General features: G+C 65.1%; 15 protein-coding genes. 8 read left to right on the top strand and 7 right to left on the bottom strand.

Features of this window, described 5'->3' with window-relative positions; genetic code table 11:
• Positions 1–63: 63 nt before the first annotated feature.
• The 6 genes from WFI54_RS01220 to WFI54_RS01195 are packed head-to-tail and all read right to left on the bottom strand — an operon-like array spanning position 64 to position 7,809.
• Entirely contained in the window at positions 64–756 is a 693-nt protein-coding gene (locus tag WFI54_RS01220; protein ID WP_336650983.1) for a response regulator, read from the bottom strand.
• Positions 753–3,251, bottom strand: coding sequence for an ATP-binding protein (locus WFI54_RS01215; RefSeq protein WP_336650982.1), 2,499 nt, complete (start codon positions 3,249–3,251; stop codon positions 753–755). Before WFI54_RS01215 ends, WFI54_RS01220 begins: the two co-directional genes overlap by 4 nt.
• Positions 3,252–3,253: 2 nt before the next feature.
• A complete protein-coding gene (gene kdpC, locus WFI54_RS01210) occupies positions 3,254–3,868 on the bottom strand; it encodes a potassium-transporting ATPase subunit KdpC (RefSeq protein WP_336650981.1) in 615 nt (204 codons plus the stop codon).
• Between the two features lie 27 nt (positions 3,869–3,895).
• Positions 3,896–6,043 (bottom strand): potassium-transporting ATPase subunit KdpB, encoded by a 2,148-nt coding sequence (gene kdpB / locus WFI54_RS01205; protein WP_442918410.1) that lies wholly within the window; start codon positions 6,041–6,043, stop codon positions 3,896–3,898.
• A 3-nt stretch (positions 6,044–6,046) separates the two neighbouring features.
• Positions 6,047–7,720, bottom strand: coding sequence for a potassium-transporting ATPase subunit KdpA (kdpA, locus tag WFI54_RS01200; RefSeq protein ID WP_336650979.1), 1,674 nt, complete (start codon positions 7,718–7,720; stop codon positions 6,047–6,049).
• Positions 7,720–7,809, bottom strand: a complete 90-nt coding sequence (locus WFI54_RS01195) for a potassium-transporting ATPase subunit F (RefSeq protein ID WP_336650978.1) — start codon at positions 7,807–7,809, stop codon at positions 7,720–7,722. Before WFI54_RS01195 ends, kdpA begins: the two co-directional genes overlap by 1 nt.
• Positions 7,810–8,284: 475 nt before the next feature.
• Between WFI54_RS01195 and thrS the strand changes: the two genes are divergently transcribed.
• From thrS to ruvC, 4 genes are all read left to right on the top strand, one after another.
• Positions 8,285–10,207 (top strand): threonine--tRNA ligase, encoded by a 1,923-nt coding sequence (gene thrS / locus WFI54_RS01190; RefSeq protein WP_336651633.1) that lies wholly within the window; start codon positions 8,285–8,287, stop codon positions 10,205–10,207.
• 41 nt (positions 10,208–10,248) lie between these two features.
• On the top strand, positions 10,249–10,752 hold the full coding sequence (locus WFI54_RS01185; RefSeq protein ID WP_336651632.1) for an HIT family protein: 504 nt from the start codon (positions 10,249–10,251) through the stop codon (positions 10,750–10,752).
• Between the two features lie 52 nt (positions 10,753–10,804).
• Positions 10,805–11,569 carry a YebC/PmpR family DNA-binding transcriptional regulator gene (locus WFI54_RS01180; RefSeq protein ID WP_336650977.1) on the top strand — a complete coding sequence of 255 codons (765 nt, stop codon included), beginning with the start codon at positions 10,805–10,807 and terminating at the stop codon, positions 11,567–11,569.
• Positions 11,570–11,664: 95 nt separating this feature from the next.
• The gene (ruvC, locus tag WFI54_RS01175) at positions 11,665–12,267 is read left to right on the top strand and encodes a crossover junction endodeoxyribonuclease RuvC (protein WP_336650976.1); all 603 of its coding nucleotides are present in this window, start codon (positions 11,665–11,667) and stop codon (positions 12,265–12,267) included.
• Positions 12,268–12,282: 15 nt separating this feature from the next.
• Here the strand turns inward: ruvC and WFI54_RS01170 are convergent, their stop codons facing one another.
• Positions 12,283–13,071 carry a trimeric intracellular cation channel family protein gene (locus WFI54_RS01170; protein ID WP_336650975.1) on the bottom strand — a complete coding sequence of 263 codons (789 nt, stop codon included), beginning with the start codon at positions 13,069–13,071 and terminating at the stop codon, positions 12,283–12,285.
• Positions 13,072–13,232: 161 nt separating this feature from the next.
• On the opposite strand from WFI54_RS01170, the gene recO reads away from it, so the two are divergent.
• From recO to WFI54_RS01150, 4 genes are all read left to right on the top strand, one after another.
• Positions 13,233–13,952, top strand: a complete 720-nt coding sequence (gene recO, locus WFI54_RS01165; RefSeq protein ID WP_336650974.1) for a DNA repair protein RecO — start codon at positions 13,233–13,235, stop codon at positions 13,950–13,952.
• A 13-nt stretch (positions 13,953–13,965) separates the two neighbouring features.
• Positions 13,966–14,745: an isoprenyl transferase gene (locus tag WFI54_RS01160; RefSeq protein WP_336650973.1), complete on the top strand. Its 780-nt coding sequence runs from the start codon at positions 13,966–13,968 to the stop codon at positions 14,743–14,745.
• A 78-nt stretch (positions 14,746–14,823) separates the two neighbouring features.
• A complete protein-coding gene (dusB, locus tag WFI54_RS01155; protein ID WP_336650972.1) occupies positions 14,824–16,020 on the top strand; it encodes a tRNA dihydrouridine synthase DusB in 1,197 nt (398 codons plus the stop codon).
• Positions 16,013–17,272, top strand: a complete 1,260-nt coding sequence (locus WFI54_RS01150; protein ID WP_336650971.1) for a deoxyguanosinetriphosphate triphosphohydrolase — start codon at positions 16,013–16,015, stop codon at positions 17,270–17,272. Before dusB ends, WFI54_RS01150 begins: the two co-directional genes overlap by 8 nt.
• Positions 17,273–17,303 lie beyond the last annotated feature (31 nt).

Genomic DNA, 17,303 nt, shown 5'->3' with positions numbered 1-17,303 from the left:
ATGCATGACAGCAGTGCATCCGATGCGCCAACCCTGCTCAGCATCGCGGTCACGTCGTGGCCGTCAGGTGGTCATGCCTTCAAGACGGTAGCCCATGCCGGGCTCCGTCAGCAGATGCACGGGCCTCGCGGGGTCTTCTTCGAGCTTTCGACGTAGTTGGGAGACGTAGAGACGGAGATAGCCGGTGTCTTCGGCGTGCCCGGCACCCCAGATGGTGGTGAGAATGGTGTGACGGGTGACGAGCTTTCCGGCGTTACGAATGAGAATGTCGATGAACTGCCACTCCGTGGGGGTCAGTCGGATCTGCTGATGCCCATCAGGAGTGTGGCGGGTGACGCGCTGCGCGACCAGGTCGATGGTGATCGAACCGAGATGCACCACGGGGGTGGCTTCTTCTGCGGATGCGCGGCGTGTGCGGGCGCGGATGCGCGCGAGAAGTTCGTCAATGGCGAAGGGTTTTGTGATGTAGTCGTCTGCGCCAGCGTCGAGGGCTTCGACTTTGTCGGCGGCGCTGGCGCGACCGGAGACCACGAGGATCGGGGCTTGCGACCAGCTGCGGATGCCGTGGATGACGTCGATACCGTCGAGCTTGGGCATGTCGAGGTCGATGAGGAAGGTGTCGGGATGGTGGTCGATGGCAGCGGTGATCGCCTGCGCGCCGTCTGCCGCGGTATAGATCTTGTACCCTTTGGCGCTGAGCGTGAGACGCAGAGCGCGAAGCATCTGCGGGTCATCATCGGCAATCAGGATTCTCATGCATGCTCCTGGCTGGCGTTGTTCGTGGTGGTGAGAGAAATGACCATGGTGAGGCCACCGCCGGGGGTGTCCTCGGGTGTGAGCGTGCCGTTCATCGCTTCGATGAATCCGCGCGAGAGCGCAAGGCCGAGGCCGAGACCGGTGGTGTTGTCGGTGTCGCCGAGGCGTTGGAAGGGGAGAAAAATGTCATTGATCTTCTCGGGAGGAATACCGGGGCCATGGTCAACGATGCGGATCTCGAGCCGGTTTTTGAAGGTGCTGGTACTGACATGGACCGGGGTGTCGTCCGGGGCATAGCGATGGGCATTGGCGAGCAGGTTGACCAGCACTCGTTGCAGGAGCACGGGGTCTGCGTGTGCGAGCGCGTCGCCGTGGGCGATGTTGAGGGTGACATCGCTCGGTTCCAAGCCGAGCTCATCTAGGGCCGGCGCGACGATTTCTGCCGGATCGGTGGGTATGCCGGTGACGGTGAGCACTCCGGTTTGGAGACGGCTCACGTCGAGCAGGTCGGTCACGAGGGTAGCAAGGGCGGCGAGACTCTCATCCGCGGTGTCCAGCAGCTCCTGTTGGTCGCCCGGCCCCAGGCTGGGGCCTGCGGTCTTGAGGCCTCCGACGGCGGCGGACGCTGCGGCCAAGGGGCGGCGCAGGTCGTGGCTGAGAGCTGAGAGGAGGGCACCCCGCACCCGGTCCGACGCTGCGATCGGTTCGATCTGCTGCGCCGTCTGGGTGAGGTGCTGGTGTTCGAGGGCGGCAGTGAGCTGCGCGGTGACCACCGCAAGGATGCGTTGTTCAGCCGCGGCGAGGTCGGGACCGTACAGTTCCAGGTGGGTGTCGTCTGTGACGCGGATGATGGTGGGAAGGCCGTCGGACAGGGCTTCGCCCGAGCAGGCAAGCACCTCTTCTCCGCGCATGAGACGTGCCCCCTGAAGTTGAAACGCTTCGCGGGTGCGGTCGATGATCGCTTGAATCGCGTTCCCACCTCGCAGCACACCGCCCGCAATCGTTTGGAGCAGCTCGGATTCTGAGGCGGATCTGCGGGCAGCCCGAGTGTAGCGAGCGGCACGGTCGACGATAAAACTCACCAGGCTTGCGATCACTACATACAGGATCAGGGAGATGAGGTGGTGGGGCTGGTGGATATGGATCGTGTGAAGCGGTTCTATGAAGAGGAAGTCCAGGGTGATCCCCGACAGCACCGCGGCGAGCAGCGCCGGCCAGATTCCGCCAATCAGGGCGACGACAACCACGAGCAGCTGATATGAAAGAACGTTCGTGGAGATGGAGTCTTCGCTGCGAAACAGAGCCAGCAGTGCCGTGAGTGCGGGCCCTCCCAGGAGAGCGACGATGCTGCCAAGGATGCGGCGTTTTCGAGTGAGTGCCCCCGTGAGCGGCGGCAGCGCGCGCCGTTTTCTGGCGGCGGCGTGGTTGACCATGTGGACGTCGATGTCGCCGGACTCACGAACCACGGTCGCTCCGATGCCTGGCCCGGTTATCGCGGAAGCAATGCGTCCTCGGCGGCTCGCGCCGAGGACGAGTTGGGTGGCGTTGACCGAGCGTGCAAATTCCACCAGCGCGGTGGGGATATCCTCGCCGATGACTTGGTGGTAGGTGCCGTTGAGTTTCTCCGAGAGCGCCCGCTGTTCTGCGAGGGCTGCGGGGTTGCCTGTACGCAGCCCATCCTGGCTGGTGACGTGAACCGCGATGAGTTCGCCGCCTGCTGAGCGGGCGGCGATGCGGGCGCCTCGGCGCAGCAACGTCTCACCTTCAGGGCCACCGGTGAGGGCAACGACCACTCGTTCGCGGGCCTCCCAGGTGCTGTCGATGCCGTGATCCTCTCGGTAGCCCTGTAAGGCCTGGTCGACTTCGTCGGCCAGCCAGATGAGCGCGAGCTCACGCAATGCGGTGAGGTTTCCGAGCCTGAAGTAGTTGGACAGGGCTGCGTCAATGCGTTCGGCCGGATACACGAACCCGCCACCGAGTCGGTCGCGGAGAGCTTGGGGCGCGAGGTCGATCACTTCGATCTGCTCGGCACCGCGCAGGAAGCTGTCCGGGACGGTCTCCCTCTGGGGGACTCCGGTGATCTGCTCGACGACATCGTTGAGAGACTCAATATGCTGAATGTTCAGGGTGGAGATCACGTCAATCCCCGCGGCGAGAAGTTCTTCGACGTCCTGCCACCGTTTGTCGTGTTTTGAACCGGGCACATTGGTGTGGGCGAGCTCGTCGACCAGCGCAACGGCGGGCATTCGCTCCAGCACCGCTCCGAGGTCCATTTCTTCGAGTGCCACCCCCCGGTGCTCGGTCACGATGCGAGGCACACTGGGGATTCCCTCGGCCATTGCGGCCGTGGCGGCGCGGCCGTGCGTCTCCACGATCCCGATGACGACGTCGACGCCTGCTCCGATCAGGCGCCGCCCTTCTTCGAGCATTGAGAAGGTCTTGCCGACGCCAGGGGCAGCGCCGAGCAACACCCGAAGCTGCCCCCGTTTCGGCATGATCAGCCCTCCCATTCGTCGAGCGCGAGGTTGAGTTCCAAGACGTTCACCCTCGTTTCTCCCAAATACCCAGCGTCGGCGCCAGCAGTGTGCGCTGTGACGATCTCCCGCACCTGCTCCACCGGCATTCCGCGTGCTTCAGCGACCCGCGTGATCTGGATATCCGCATATGCGGTGCTGATGTGCGGATCCAGCCCTGACGAAGAGGCCGTAACCGCATCGGCAGGCACTTCTGCCTCGGTGACGCCATTGAACTCCGCGACCTGGGCCTTGCGTTCCGTGATGGCGGCGATCAGATCCTCGTTCTCCGGCCCGTAGTTCGAGCCTGAGGATGCTCCACCGTCATAGCCGTCACCAGCAGCGGAGGGTCGGGACTGAAAGTACTCGGGCAGCGGGTTGCCGAGCGCGTCAGTGAAGGACTGGCCGATCAGGGACGAACCGACGGGATCGCCGGCTTGGTCCGTGACGATCGAGCCCTGGGCCTGCGCGGGCAGGGCGAGCTGACCGACACCGGTGATCACCAGGGTGTATCCGACCCCGAGAGTGAGGGTGAGGAGCATCATGGCGCGGGTTGCAACCCCGACTGTGCGCGCGACTGCGCGACGTTGCGTGTTCATGTGGTTCTCTGTCTTTCTGAGGGCGTGTCAAAAGCCGGGGATAAGACGAACGAGCAGGTCGATCATCCAGATTCCTACGAAGGGTGCAATCACACCTCCGAGTCCATAGATGGCGAGGTTGCGTCCGAGAATGCTCGACGCATTTCCCGCCCGGTACTTCACGCCGCGCAGCGCAAGCGGGATCAGGAAGACGATCACGATGGCGTTGAAGATGATCGCCGACAGCACCGCCGAGGCCGGCGAATGCAGTCCCATAATGTTCAGCGCCGCGAGTTGCGGGAACACACCCATGAACATGGCCGGGATGATCGCGAAGTACTTCGCGAGGTCGTTCGCAATCGAGAACGTCGTGAGCGCTCCGCGGGTGATCAGCAGCTGCTTGCCGATCCGCACAACGTCGATGAGCTTTGACGGGTCGCTATCGAGGTCGACCATGTTCCCGGCCTCTTTCGCAGCCGAAGTGCCGGAGTTCATAGCCACTCCGACATCCGCCTGCGCGAGCGCAGGCGCATCGTTGGTGCCGTCGCCGGTCATCGCAACGAGGTTGCCGCCCTCCTGCTCCTGACGGATGTAGGCGAGCTTGTCTTCCGGGGTGGCCTCGGCGAGGAAGTCGTCCACGCCTGCCTCTGCAGCGATCGCAGCGGCAGTGAGCGGGTTGTCCCCAGTGATCATTACTGTGCGGATCCCCATTGCCCGCATCTCGGCAAACTTCGCCGGCAACCCCTCCTTGACGACATCCTTCAAATGCACGACACCGAGGATGCGCCCGGCACCGGTCGCATCTTTGGTGGCAACTACGAGCGGGGTGCCACCGGACTGGGAAATGCGCTCGATATACGCATCAAGCTCAGCAACCAGAGACGACGCCGGCGAGTTTCCATCGGCTGCGACCCAAGCCAGCACAGCGGAGCCAGCGCCCTTCCGGATCTGAGTGCCGTCTGGCAGGTCGAGGCCCGACATGCGGGTCTGCGCCGTAAACGGGATGATCTCACCGGCCGTGTTCCGGTCGAAGGCTCCCTGCTGCTGCTCGGCGAGTTCGACAATCGAAACACCTTCTGGAGTCGGGTCCGCCAACGACGACAGTGCGGCAGCCAGGATCAGTTCCTGCTCCTGCACGCCGCCGAGTCGCACAAACTCACTGGCGCGCCGATTCCCGTGGGTGATGGTGCCGGTCTTGTCCAGCAGCAGCGTGGTGACATCGCCTGCGGCTTCAACTGCACGCCCGGACATCGCCAGCACATTACGCTGCACGAGCCGATCCATCCCAGCGATTCCGATCGCGCTGAGGAGCGCTCCGATCGTCGTCGGGATCAAGCACACCACGAGCGCGACCAGGACGGTGACGCTCACTGGAGCGGCCGCGTAGGAGGCAATCGGGTTCAGGGTCAGTGCGACAATGACGAAGATGATCGACAGGGACGCGAGCAGAATGTTCAGCGCGATCTCATTCGGAGTCTTCTGACGTGACGCGCCTTCGACGAGGGAGATCATCCGATCCACGAATGTCTCACCCGGCCTTGAGGTGATGCGCACGACGATCCGATCCGACAGCACTCGGGTGCCGGCGGTGACGGCGGAGCGATCACCACCAGATTCACGCACCACCGGGGCGGACTCGCCCGTGATCGCTGACTCATCCACCGAGGCGATACCCCACACGATGTCTCCGTCGCCAGGAATCAGCTCTCCGGCCGTGACGACAACGACATCACCGAGGGTGAGATCTGCAGATGATATCTGCGTCGTCGCGGCCCGCTCCGCGGCAGCATCCGCCTTCGGATCGTAGCTCGCGACGCGGTTGGCGATCGTGCTGGCGCGGGTCTTCCGCAGGGTTTCCGCCTGCGCTTTGCCACGGCCCTCTGCGACCGATTCGGCGAGGTTCGCGAACAAGACGGTGAGCCACAGCCACCCTGCGATCGCGCCCGTGAACGACCACGGCACGACGGTGCCGCCGGATTGCGCCGGGCCACCGGTGAATGGCTCGGCAATTGCGAGGATGGTGGTGAGTGCGGCACCCACCCAAACGAGGAACATGACGGGGTTGCGCCATTGTTCTGCGGGGTTGAGCTTGCGGAACGCGCCGGGCAGGGCTGCCCGAACGTGTTCCCAGGTGAACCCGCCCTGTGAGGTGGGGGCAACCGTGGTGGTCGGAGGTGTTTCAGTCATGATGGACATGGTTTACATCAGCCCTTCCGCTAGCGGACCTAGCGCGAGAACGGGGAAGAAGGTCAGTGCGGACACGAGGATCGTGACCGCAGACAGCAGCCCGATGAACATCGGACGGTGCGTGGGGAGGGTCCCGGAGGTCGTGGGGACCTTGTTCTGGGCAGCAAGCGAGCCCGCAAGGGCAAGAACGAACACGATCGGCACGAAGCGACCCAGCAGAATCGCGAGCCCCAAGGTGATGTTGAGCCACGGTGTGTTCGCGGTGAGACCGGCGAACGCGGAACCGTTGTTGTTCGCCGCGGATGTGAAGGCGTACAGCAGCTCTGACATGCCGTGGATTCCCGGGTTCCAGATCGACGTGCTCTCCACCTCCTCCCGGATACCGGGGATCGCGAAGCTCAGCGCCGTGCCGGTGAGGACCAGGGTGGGCATCACCAGGATGGAGAGGGCGGCGAGCTTAATCTCCCGCGGGCCGATCTTCTTGCCGAGGTATTCCGGGCTGCGTCCAATCAGCAGGCCCGAGATGAACACGGCGATAACCGCGAGAATGAGTATCGCGTACAGACCGGAGCCCACACCTCCTGGGGTAACCTCGCCGAGCATCATGTTCAGCATCGGCATCATCCCGCCCAACGCGGTGAACGAGTCGTGCATGGAGTTCACCGCCCCGGTAGAGGTTCCGGTGCTGGTGGTGGCGAACAGTGTCGACCCGACGATCCCGAATCGCTGTTCCTTTCCTTCCATGGCACCTCCGGCGAGTTCCGGGGCGGTGCCCATAGCCGCAGATTCCAGTGCGGTGAGGATGCCGAACGATGCAACGTAGAGCATCGCCATGACCGAGAGGATCGCGTAGCCCTGACGGTTGTCGCCCACGATCCGGCCGAAGGTGCGGGGGAGTGAGAACGGGATCACGAGCATCAGCAGCACTTGGAACACGTTTGTCCAGGGGCTGGGGTTCTCGAAGGGATGGGAGGAGTTCGCGTTGAAGAACCCGCCGCCGTTGGTGCCCAGGAGCTTGATGACTTCCTGCGATGCCGTCGGACCACCGGGGATCGTCTGGTGAGCGCCGGTGAGTGTCGTGACGGTGGTGAAGCCGTTGAAGTTCTGGATCACTCCGCCAATCATCAGCACGATCGCGCCGATCACCGCGATCGGGAGCAGGATGCGGAGCGTGCCGCGGATCAAATCGACCCAGAAGTTCCCGATCGTGCCCGAGCGGCGGTACGCGAATCCGCGCACCAGTGCGATCGCGACCGCGATACCCACCGCGGCCGAGACGAAGTTCTGCACCGCGAGGCCTGCGAACTGGACGGTGTATCCGACGGTGAGTTCCGGGGAGTACGACTGCCAGTTCGTGTTGCCCACGAATGATGCCGCTGTGTTGAACGACAGATGCTCAGACGGGGCCGGAAGACCCAGCGAGTATGGGAGCCACTGCTGGAGGCGCTGCAGCCCGTAGACGATGAGGAGGCCGACTGCGGAGAAGGCGAGCACGCTGCGCAGGTAGGCCTGCCAGGTCTGCTCGGCAGCGGAGTCGACACCGATGATCTTGTAGACCCCGCGTTCGACTTTCCAATCTTTGCGGGAGGTGTACACCCAGGCCATGTAGTCACCGAAGGGGCGATACAGCACGCCAAGGATGATGGCGACGGTGGCGAGAACGAGAAGCGGTGAGAGCCACGCCATCAGAAGCGCTCCGGTTTCACGAGTGCGACAACAAGATACGCAATCGCCGCAACCCCGAGACAGGCAGCGAGAAGTTCACTGACGATCACAGTTTCTCCACCGCCTTCCCCAGCAGCCCCAAGAAGAGGAACAAGGCGATCACGCCGAGCACGAAGACGATGTCAAGCACAGCAAGCTCCATTCAGATAACAGGCGACAGCAGATCCGCTGGCCTCGCAGCCCGGAACAGCGGGCGCGATTCCCGATCAAACACCCGCTCCCACCCCGGAAACATGCGTCCCTACAGAACCCATACGGGGATCGGACTGGCCCTGACGGGCGCCTAACAAACTGGCGCGCGGTGAGCACCGTGAGCACGCAGACCGGGGTTTCCTCGCCGACTGATGCGCAGTCCCACGGGTTCTGGTGAGAGAAACCACCGCGTACGCCATGCGGGGGCCTTCGTTGTTTCTCAGGTGGCCTCGCCTCACCCGGTAGAATCGTGGGGTTAGTGCTTCCGTCTCGAAGGAGTGTGCCCCTGTGGCCGATGGCTTCTCCCTGTTCACCGATCGCTCGATCGTCGCTATGCGCGTCAACGGCGAGCTCAAGGATCTCGCGACGACGGTCTCAGAGACGGACACTGTCGAGCCTGTCGCGATCGATTCGGGGGACGGGCTCAATATTCTGCGTCACTCCACGGCGCACGTGCTTGCGCAGGCGGTGCAGCGCATCAACCCGGAGACGAAGCTCGGCATCGGTCCGCCCATCACCGACGGTTTCTACTACGACTTCGACCCGGCCGAGCCGTTCACCCCTGAAGATCTGAAGGCGATCTCTGCGGAGATGCAGAAGATCGTGAAGCAGGGTCAGCGTTTTGTGCGTCGCGTGGTGACAGAGGCTGAGGCTCGCGAGGAGCTTGCGAACGAGCCATACAAGCTTGAGCTGATCGGGCTGAAAGGCGGGGCGGACCAGGGCTCCGACAACGAGAGCGTTGAGGTTGGCGGCGCCGAGCTCACCATCTACGACAATGTCGATCCGAAGACCGGCGAACTGTGCTGGAAGGATCTGTGCCGCGGCCCGCATGTGCCGAGCACTCGCGTCATCGGCAATGGCTGGGCGCTGATGCGTTCGGCGGGTGCCTACTGGCGCGGCAGCGAGAAGAACCCGATGCTGCAACGCATCTATGGCACTGCATGGCCCACGAAGGACGAGCTGCGCGAGTATCAGACCCGGCTGGAGGAGGCGGCGAAGCGCGACCACCGTAAGCTGGGTGTTGAGCTCGACCTGTTCAGCTTCCCCGATGAGATCGGCTCGGGGCTTCCGGTGTTCCACCCGAAGGGCGGCATCATCCGCCACGAGATCGAGACGTTCATGCGCAGCGAGCTGCTCAAGAACGGCTACGAGGTGGTCAACAGCCCGCACATCACCAAGGGCACGCTGTTTGAGACGAGCCAGCACCTCAACTGGTACAAGGACGGCATGTTCCCGGCGATGCACCTCGACGAGGTGACCGACGGCGAGGGCCACGTGGTCAAGCAGGGCCAGGACTACTACCTGAAGCCCATGAATTGCCCGTTCCACAACCTCATCTTCCGGGCTCGCGCCCGCAGCTACCGCGAGTTGCCGTTGCGTCTGGCCGAGTTCGGCACGGTGTATCGCTACGAGAAGAGCGGCACGCTTTCGGGGCTCACCCGTGTGCGCGGTTTGACCCAGGACGACGCGCACATCTACGTCACCGATGAGCAGGTGAAAGACGAGATCAAGCGCCAGCTGGAGTTCGTCTTCGCGACGCTGCGCGCCTATGGCCTTGATGATTTCTACCTCGAGCTTTCGACCCGGGATCCCGAGAAGTCGGTGGGCACCGAGGAGCAGTGGGCTGTCGCCGAGCAGACGCTTCGCGAGGTGGGTGAGGAGTCGGGTCTTGAGCTGGTCGCCGATCCCGGCGGGGCTGCGTTCTACGGGCCGAAGATCTCGGTGCAGGCGCGTGACGCGATCGGCCGCACATGGCAGCTCTCAACGGTGCAGCTCGACTTCAACCAGCCCGAACTGTTCGAGCTTGAATATGCTGCAGCTGATGGCACGCGCAAGCAGCCGGTGATGATTCACCGCGCTCTGCTCGGCTCGGTGGAACGCTTCTTCGCGATCCTGCTGGAGCACTATGCCGGGGCGTTCCCGGTGTGGCTGTCGCCCGTGCAGGTGGTCGGCATTCCTGTTGCCGAGCAGTACGGCGAGTATCTCGACGGTGTGATTGCGCAGCTGCGCGAGCGCGGCGTGCGCGCTGAGGTGGATCACGGCGACGACCGCATGCCGAAGAAGATTCGCACGCACACCAAGGCGAAGGTGCCGTTCCAGCTCATCGCGGGCGAGGACGACCGAGCCGCGGGTGCGGTGAGCTTCCGCTTCCGCGACGGCTCGCAGCTGAACGGTGTGCCTGTTGCTGAGGCCGTTGAGCGGATCGTGCGCGCGATCGAGACCCACGAGCAGGTGTCGACGGCGTGGACCGAGTAGAGACCCTGGGCGAGACCGCAGCCGTCGGCACCCCCGACGGGATGCAGCGGCTGTGGGTGCCGCATCGCATGGTCTATGTGCAGGATCACCATCAGCCAGATCGCAGCGACTGCCCGTTCTGCGCGGCTCCGGCGCGCAGCGACGAGGACGCCCTGATCGTGGCGCGGGGAAAAACGGCCTATGTGCTGCTCAATCTGTTTCCGTATAACACCGGGCACATGCTGGTGTGCCCGTATCGCCACATCTCGCAGTACGACGAGGCGACCGCTGAGGAGGTCGCCGAGATCGGTGCTCTCACCCAAACCGCGATGCGGGTGGCTCGAGAGGTGTTGGGCTGCGACGGCTTCAATATCGGCATGAATCAGGGCGAGATTGCGGGGGCGGGGATCGCGGCGCACCTGCACCAGCACATCGTGCCGCGCTGGGCTTCCGATGCGAACTTCTTCCCGATCATTGCGAAGACGAAGGCGCTGCCGCAGTTGCTCGGCGATGTGCGCGCGTCGATCGCCGCCGCCTGGCCCGTGGACCCTGGGCCGGCGATCTAGGCCGAACCTAGAATGATCTACTGAACTTCAACCGACAGGAACAGGAGCTCCCGTGTCCGGACACTCCAAGTGGGCGACCACGAAGCATAAGAAGGCGATCATCGACTCGCGTCGAGCAAAGGCTTTCGCCAAGTACATCAAGGTGATCGAGGTTGCCGCGCGGATCGGCGGCGCCGATCTCTCGGGCAATCCCGCCCTCGCCGACGCCGTGCACAAGGCCAAGAAGAACTCGGTGCCCGGTGACAACATCGAGCGCGCTATCAAGCGCGGTGCCGGCCTTGACGGTGACGCCGTCGAGTACATGACGATCATGTACGAAGGCTACGGCCCGAACGGTGTCGCCCTCATGATCGAGTGCCTCACCGACAACAAGAACCGCGCTGCGGCCGAGGTGCGCACGGCGCTCAGCCGCAATGGCGGTACCCTCGCCGATCCCGGAAGCGTCGCGTACAACTTCGCGCGCAAGGGCGTGCTCACCGTTCCTGCGGCGAACACCACCGAAGACGACGTGCTCATGGCCGTGCTCGACGCCGGTGCCGAAGAGGTCGTGCCCACCCCGAACGGCGAAGCCTTCGAGGTGTTCACCGAAGCCTCCGATCTCGTCGCCGCGCGCACGGCGCTCGTCGAGGCAGGCATCGACTACGAATCGGCCGAGGCCGAGTTCGTGCCGAACCTCAAGGTCGAGATCGACGCCGACACTGCGCGCAAGGTGTTCCGCCTGATCGACGCCCTTGAAGACAGTGACGATGTGCAGAACGTCTTCTCGAATTTCGACCTGTCTGCCGAGGTGCAGGCCGAGCTCGCGAACGACGAGTAGCTCGCAATGCTCTGCGGCGACGGCCGGGCACTCGGCACTTCCGATGCCCGGCCGTCGCCGTCTTCACTCCACCGATCGATCGAAGGGCCACCGTTATGCGCATCATCGGTATCGACCCTGGTCTGACGCGCTGCGGTGTTGGCATCGTCACCGCAGGCCCTTCCCGCAAGGTGACGTTCGAGCATGTCGAGGTGCTGCGCAGCTCGGCTGATATGCCGCTGCCAGAGCGGCTGCATCGCATCGGCTCGAGTATCGCCCGCCTCCTTGACGGGGAGCAGCCCGCCGGTATCGCGCTGGAGCGCGTGTTCGCGCAGGATAACGTCGCGAGCGTGATGGGGGTTGCGCAGATCAGCGGCGTGGTCATGTTTCTTGCGCAGGAGCGGGGGATCCCGGTGGCCCTCTACACCCCGAACGAGGTGAAGGCGCAGGTGACCGGCTATGGAAGCGCCGACAAGGCGCAGGTGACCACGATGGTGACGCGGCTGCTGGGGCTCGCGGCCCCGCCGAAGCCGGCGGACGCCGCCGACGCACTCGCCCTCGCGATCACGCACGCCTGGCATTTGGGCCGCGGCGGGGCGGCTCAGCGCATGGAGCGTTTCGATGCGCCGGTTGCGGGCCCCAGCGGTGAGACCCCGGCACAGCGGGCATGGCGAGAGGCCGAGTCGAAGCTCGGCCGGCGGCGCGGCGCGCGATCCTGATGCGTCCTGCTCGTCTCAGCACGCGTGGCGACCTTCCTCGGGTTCATCGCGGCGACCCCCTGGCGTGTCTGCATCAGAGGCCGTGTCGGGGAGCACGATCGGCAGCGTGATGGTGCCGGTCTGCAGGGCTTCATCGATTGCCTGCTCCACCTGGCGTTGGCGGCGCAGCCGCACCCTGCTCAGGGCGCGCTGCTCTGGCAGGCTCCATCCGAAGCGCACGGCGAGCAAACGCACCGCCGTGGTGACCGCCACGCAGACGATGCCGCTGATCACCACGGGCACCTCGAAGGCGAGCAGCACGGCGAGCACCGAGACACCCACGAGACTCGCGACCGCGTAGAGCGAACCGACGTGCATCACGGCGATCGGAAGATTGAGCATCACATCGCGCAGAGCGCCACCGCCGACGGCAGAGACCACGCCGATGAACAGCGCTGGCACGAGCGGCAGATCCATGGCGAGGGCTTTGGTGGCGCCGATCGCGCCGAACATGCCGATGCCGAGCGCGTCGAGCAGGGAGATGAGGGGGTCGAGGCGGCGGAACAGCCGCGGCAGCAGCATGCCGAGCAGCGCCGCGCCCACTGCGACGATCAGGTAGAGGTTGTTCGAGAACGCTGCCGGGGTGACGCCGAGCAGCATGTCGCGCAGCAGGCCGCCGCCGATGCCCGTTGCGACACCGATGAACGCGACGCCGAGCATGTCGATCCGTTTGAAGCCGGCTGCGAAGAGGGCACCCTGCAGGCTGCCCGCGGCCACCGCGACGAGGTCTGCGGCGAGCGGCGTCTGGAAGGTCTGGTCGAGCACTCCTCTATTCTCGCGCACCGTGGGAGCTCACGGCTGGGGCGGCGCGGTCTTGGGCAGATGGCGGATCGCGGGTCGGCGCGCACACGCTCGCTCGTGCCCCCGGTGCACGATCCCGTGCCGCCGCTCTCGGCCTCTGCCCCTTCTGATGCGAGAATAGTGGGGTGCCCCTCTACCGTGAAGCAGGCGTCGTGCTGCGCACCCACAAGCTGGGCGAGGCCGACCGCATCGTCACGATGTTGACGCGCGGGCGCGGGCTGTTGCGCGCTGTGGCGAAAGGGGTGCGCCGTACCTCTTCGAAGTTCGGTGCCCGGCTTGAGCCGTTCATGGTTGCCGATATCCAGTGCTTTGAGGGGCGCAGCCTCGACACCATCACGCAGGCTGACACGCTGGGCGCCTACGGTCCCGCGATCAGCGCCGACTACGACCGCTACCGTGCCGGCTGTGTGATCGTTGAAACTGCTGAGCGTCTCGCCGAGGGCGCACCGTCGCGTGAGCAGTACGCGCTGCTTGTGGGGGCGCTGCGCACGCTCGCGGCAGCGAAGATTCCCCCGGAACTCGTGCGCGACGGCTATCTGCTGCGCGCGATGAGTCTCGCGGGGTGGACCCCCGGCTTCGACAGCTGCGTTAACTGCGGCACCTCCGGCCCGCACACCGCGGTCGCGGTGCAGCTGGGCGGGGTGACCTGTGAGGCCTGCCGACTGCAGGGCACACCCCGGCTCGACCCTGGGTCGATCTCGCTGCTCGAAGCGCTGCTCGCAGGCGACTGGGATGCCTCGCTCGCGAGCGGCGAGCGGGAGCGCGGCCAGGCTGCCGAGATCGCGGCGGCCTACACCCAGTTCCATCTCGAACGCGGGCTGCGCTCCTTCAACGCCCGCCGCTAATAGACTTTCACCCATGCATCACGCCCCGGACAGCCTGGTCCCCGTCGATTGGACAGGCGAGCAGCCGCCCGCCTTCACCGGCCCACCTCCGCAGCATGTGGCGATCGTGATGGATGGCAACGGCCGCTGGGCGAACCGCCGCGGGTTGCCGCGCGTCGAGGGTCACCGCATGGGGGAGCAGGCGCTGCTCGACGTGGTCGCCGGTGCCGTGCAGGCCGGAGTGAAGCACCTCAGCGTCTACGCGTTCTCGACCGAGAACTGGCGCCGTTCGCCCGACGAGGTGCGCTTCTTGATGGGCTTCAACCGCGATGTGCTGCGTCGCCGCCGCGCGCAGCTCGACGCGTGGAACGTGCGGATGCGCTGGGCGGGCCGGCGGCCGCGACTGTGGGGCTCGGTCATCAGCGAGTTGAAGGCCTCGGAGCGCGCAACCGCCGACAACACGGGACTGACGCTTACCATGTGCGTCAACTACGGCGGTCGCAACGAGCTCACCGATGCGGTGCGGGCGGTTGCGGCGGAGGTCGAGGCCGGCCGCCTCACCTCGCGCGGCATCACCGAGCGCACGATCGAGCGCCACCTGTATGTGCCTGAGCTACCTGACGTCGATCTGTTTCTGCGCAGCTCGGGGGAGCAGCGCATCAGCAATTTCATGCTGTGGCAGTCGGCCTACGCCGAGATGGTGTTTCTCGACACGCTGTGGCCTGATTTCGGCAGGCAGGAGCTGTGGCGTGCGATCCAGATCTATCACGCGCGCGATCGCCGCTTCGGCGGCGCCGTCGACCAACCCTCCTGAGCAACCTCACAGCAGGGCGGCCTACACGGGGCAGCACTGACGGGGCGAAGCGATGAATAGTGAGAGAATGGGGTGGTTATGACTCCTCAGACTCTGACTGGTTCGCCGCTATGCATCGGACCGCTCCAGCTCGATGTGCCCGTGGTGCTGGCACCCATGGCAGGTATCACCAACACTGCCTTCCGCAGGCTCTGCCGCGAATACGGTGCCGGCCTCTACGTGAGCGAGATGATCACCAGCCGTGCCCTCGTCGAGCGCACTCCGGCCTCGCTGCGACTGATCAAGCATCACGAGAGCGAAACTCCGCGTTCGATTCAGCTCTACGGGGTCGATCCGAAGACGGTATCGGAGGCGGTTCGATTCCTCGTCGATCAAGATCTCGCAGACCACATCGACCTGAACTTCGGATGCCCGGTGCCGAAGGTGACGCGGAAGGGCGGCGGATCCGCGCTGCCCTGGAAGCGCGACCTGTTCGAAGCGATCGTGACCGGTGCCGTGCAAGCGGCCGGCGACATCCCGCTCACCGTCAAGATGCGCAAGGGCATCGATCCCGATCACCTCACCTATCTCGACGCGGCGAAGGCCGCAGAGCAGGCGGGGGTAGCAGCAATCGCGCTGCACGGTCGCACGGCGAACGAGTTCTACTCGGGGCACGCCGACTGGAGCGCGATCGCAACGCTCAAGCAGACGATCACCAGCGTGCCGATTCTCGGCAACGGAGACATCTGGTCGGCCGACGACGCGATCCGCATGGTGCGCGAGACCGGCTGCGACGGTGTTGTGGTGGGCCGCGGCTGCCTGGGACGGCCGTGGCTGTTCGGTGATCTCTCCGCTGCGTTCCGCGCAGAGGCGGGGGAGATCAGCCGTGCAGAGGCTGAGGCTTCAATGGCGCGACCCCCGCTGGGCTTCGTGATGGACGCGATGCGTCGCCACACCGAACTGCTCGTCGAGTTCTTTGACGGCGAGGAGGATCGCGCCTGCCGCGACATCCGCAAGCACGTCGCCTGGTACTTCAAGGGTTACGGTGTGGGGGGCGACACCAGGCGCGCGCTCGCGGCGGTCGAGTCGCTGGAACAGATGGATGAGATCTTCGCGACGATGGATGCCGCCATGCCTTACCCGGGCGAGGGCGCCGAAGGTCAGCGCGGCCGCGCCGGCAGCCCGAAGCGAGTACATTTGCCCGACGGCTGGCTCAACAGCCGCACCACCGACCTTGCGGCCCGTGCAATCGTCGCCGAAGCAGAACGCGTCGACGGAGGATCCGACGGTGGCTGAGCCCACACTGCCGGCGGGGTATTCGCCACCCGATGCCGAACGCTTCGTGCCCGAGCAGCACAGCGGCCACCGCAGCGACTTCGCACGAGATCGCGCCCGCGTCCTGCACTCGAGCGGGTGGCGCCGACTCGCCGCCAAAACACAGGTGCTCAGCCCCACCGCCGGCGTCGACTTCGCCCGGAACCGCCTCACCCACTCGCTCGAGGTCGCGCAGATCGGCCGAGAACTCGCGGTAGCACTCGGCATCTCACAAGACGTTGTCGACACAGCATGCCTCGCGCACGACCTGGGGCATCCGCCCTTCGGGCACAACGGTGAGCGGGCGTTAAACGAGTGGATGGCAGACTTCGGCGGCTTCGAGGGCAATGCGCAGACGCTGCGTATTCTCACCCGACTCGAGCCGAAGCACTTCACCGACGACGGTGAAAGCGTCGGACTCAATCTGACGCGAGCCACGCTCGACGCGAGCTGCAAGTATCCGTGGGCATTGTCCGAGGCTGCACCTGGCAGCGCAAAGTTCGGCTACTTCACCGACGACGCACCCGTGTTCGACTGGCTGCGGCGCGGCGCGCCCGAGCGCCGCAAATGCGTCGAAGCGCAGGTGATGGATCTCTCTGACGACATCGCCTACTCGGTGCACGACTTCGAAGACGCCATCGTCGCCGAGCACATCGATCCGCAGTTTCTCACGGCCCGCTCCGGTCACGGCGCGCTGATCCGCGCCGTCGCCGAATGGGCGGGCGGCAGCTACACCGTCGACGAACTGGGTGCCGCATTCGATCGCATGTCGGAGAGCAGCAACTGGCTCACCAGCTGGGACGGCTCGCGCCGGCACCAGGCGCAGCTCAAGAACTTCACCAGCGACATGATCGGTCGTTTCGCTCGTTTCGCGATCGCCGCAACGCTCGAAGCTGCAGACGGCCGCCCGCTCGCACGCTACGGTGCCGAAATCGTGGTGCCGCGGGAGATCCGCGCTGAGATCGCAGTGCTCAAGGGCGTGGTCGCCGCGTTCGTGATGCAGAGCGGCAGACGTCAACCCACCTACCGTCGGCAGCGCGGGCTGCTCATCGAGCTGCTGCACACGCTGTGGGAGACCGGGGCGCACGAACTCGAACCGGCCTACGCGGCCGATTTGCGCGCGGCCTCCGATGAGGCGACCGCTCGACGAGCCGTGGTGGATCAGGTGGCCTCGCTTACCGATCAGTCGGCGATTGCTTGGTACAAGCGCCTCTGCGACGCACCGCTGGCATAACCGGGCGGGGTCGCGGCGGGGAACTGGCTAG

Source organism: Leucobacter sp. MMO-125 (assembly GCF_037148395.1).
GTDB lineage: Bacteria > Actinomycetota > Actinomycetes > Actinomycetales > Microbacteriaceae > Leucobacter.
This window is presented reverse-complemented; position numbering and strand designations above follow the sequence as displayed.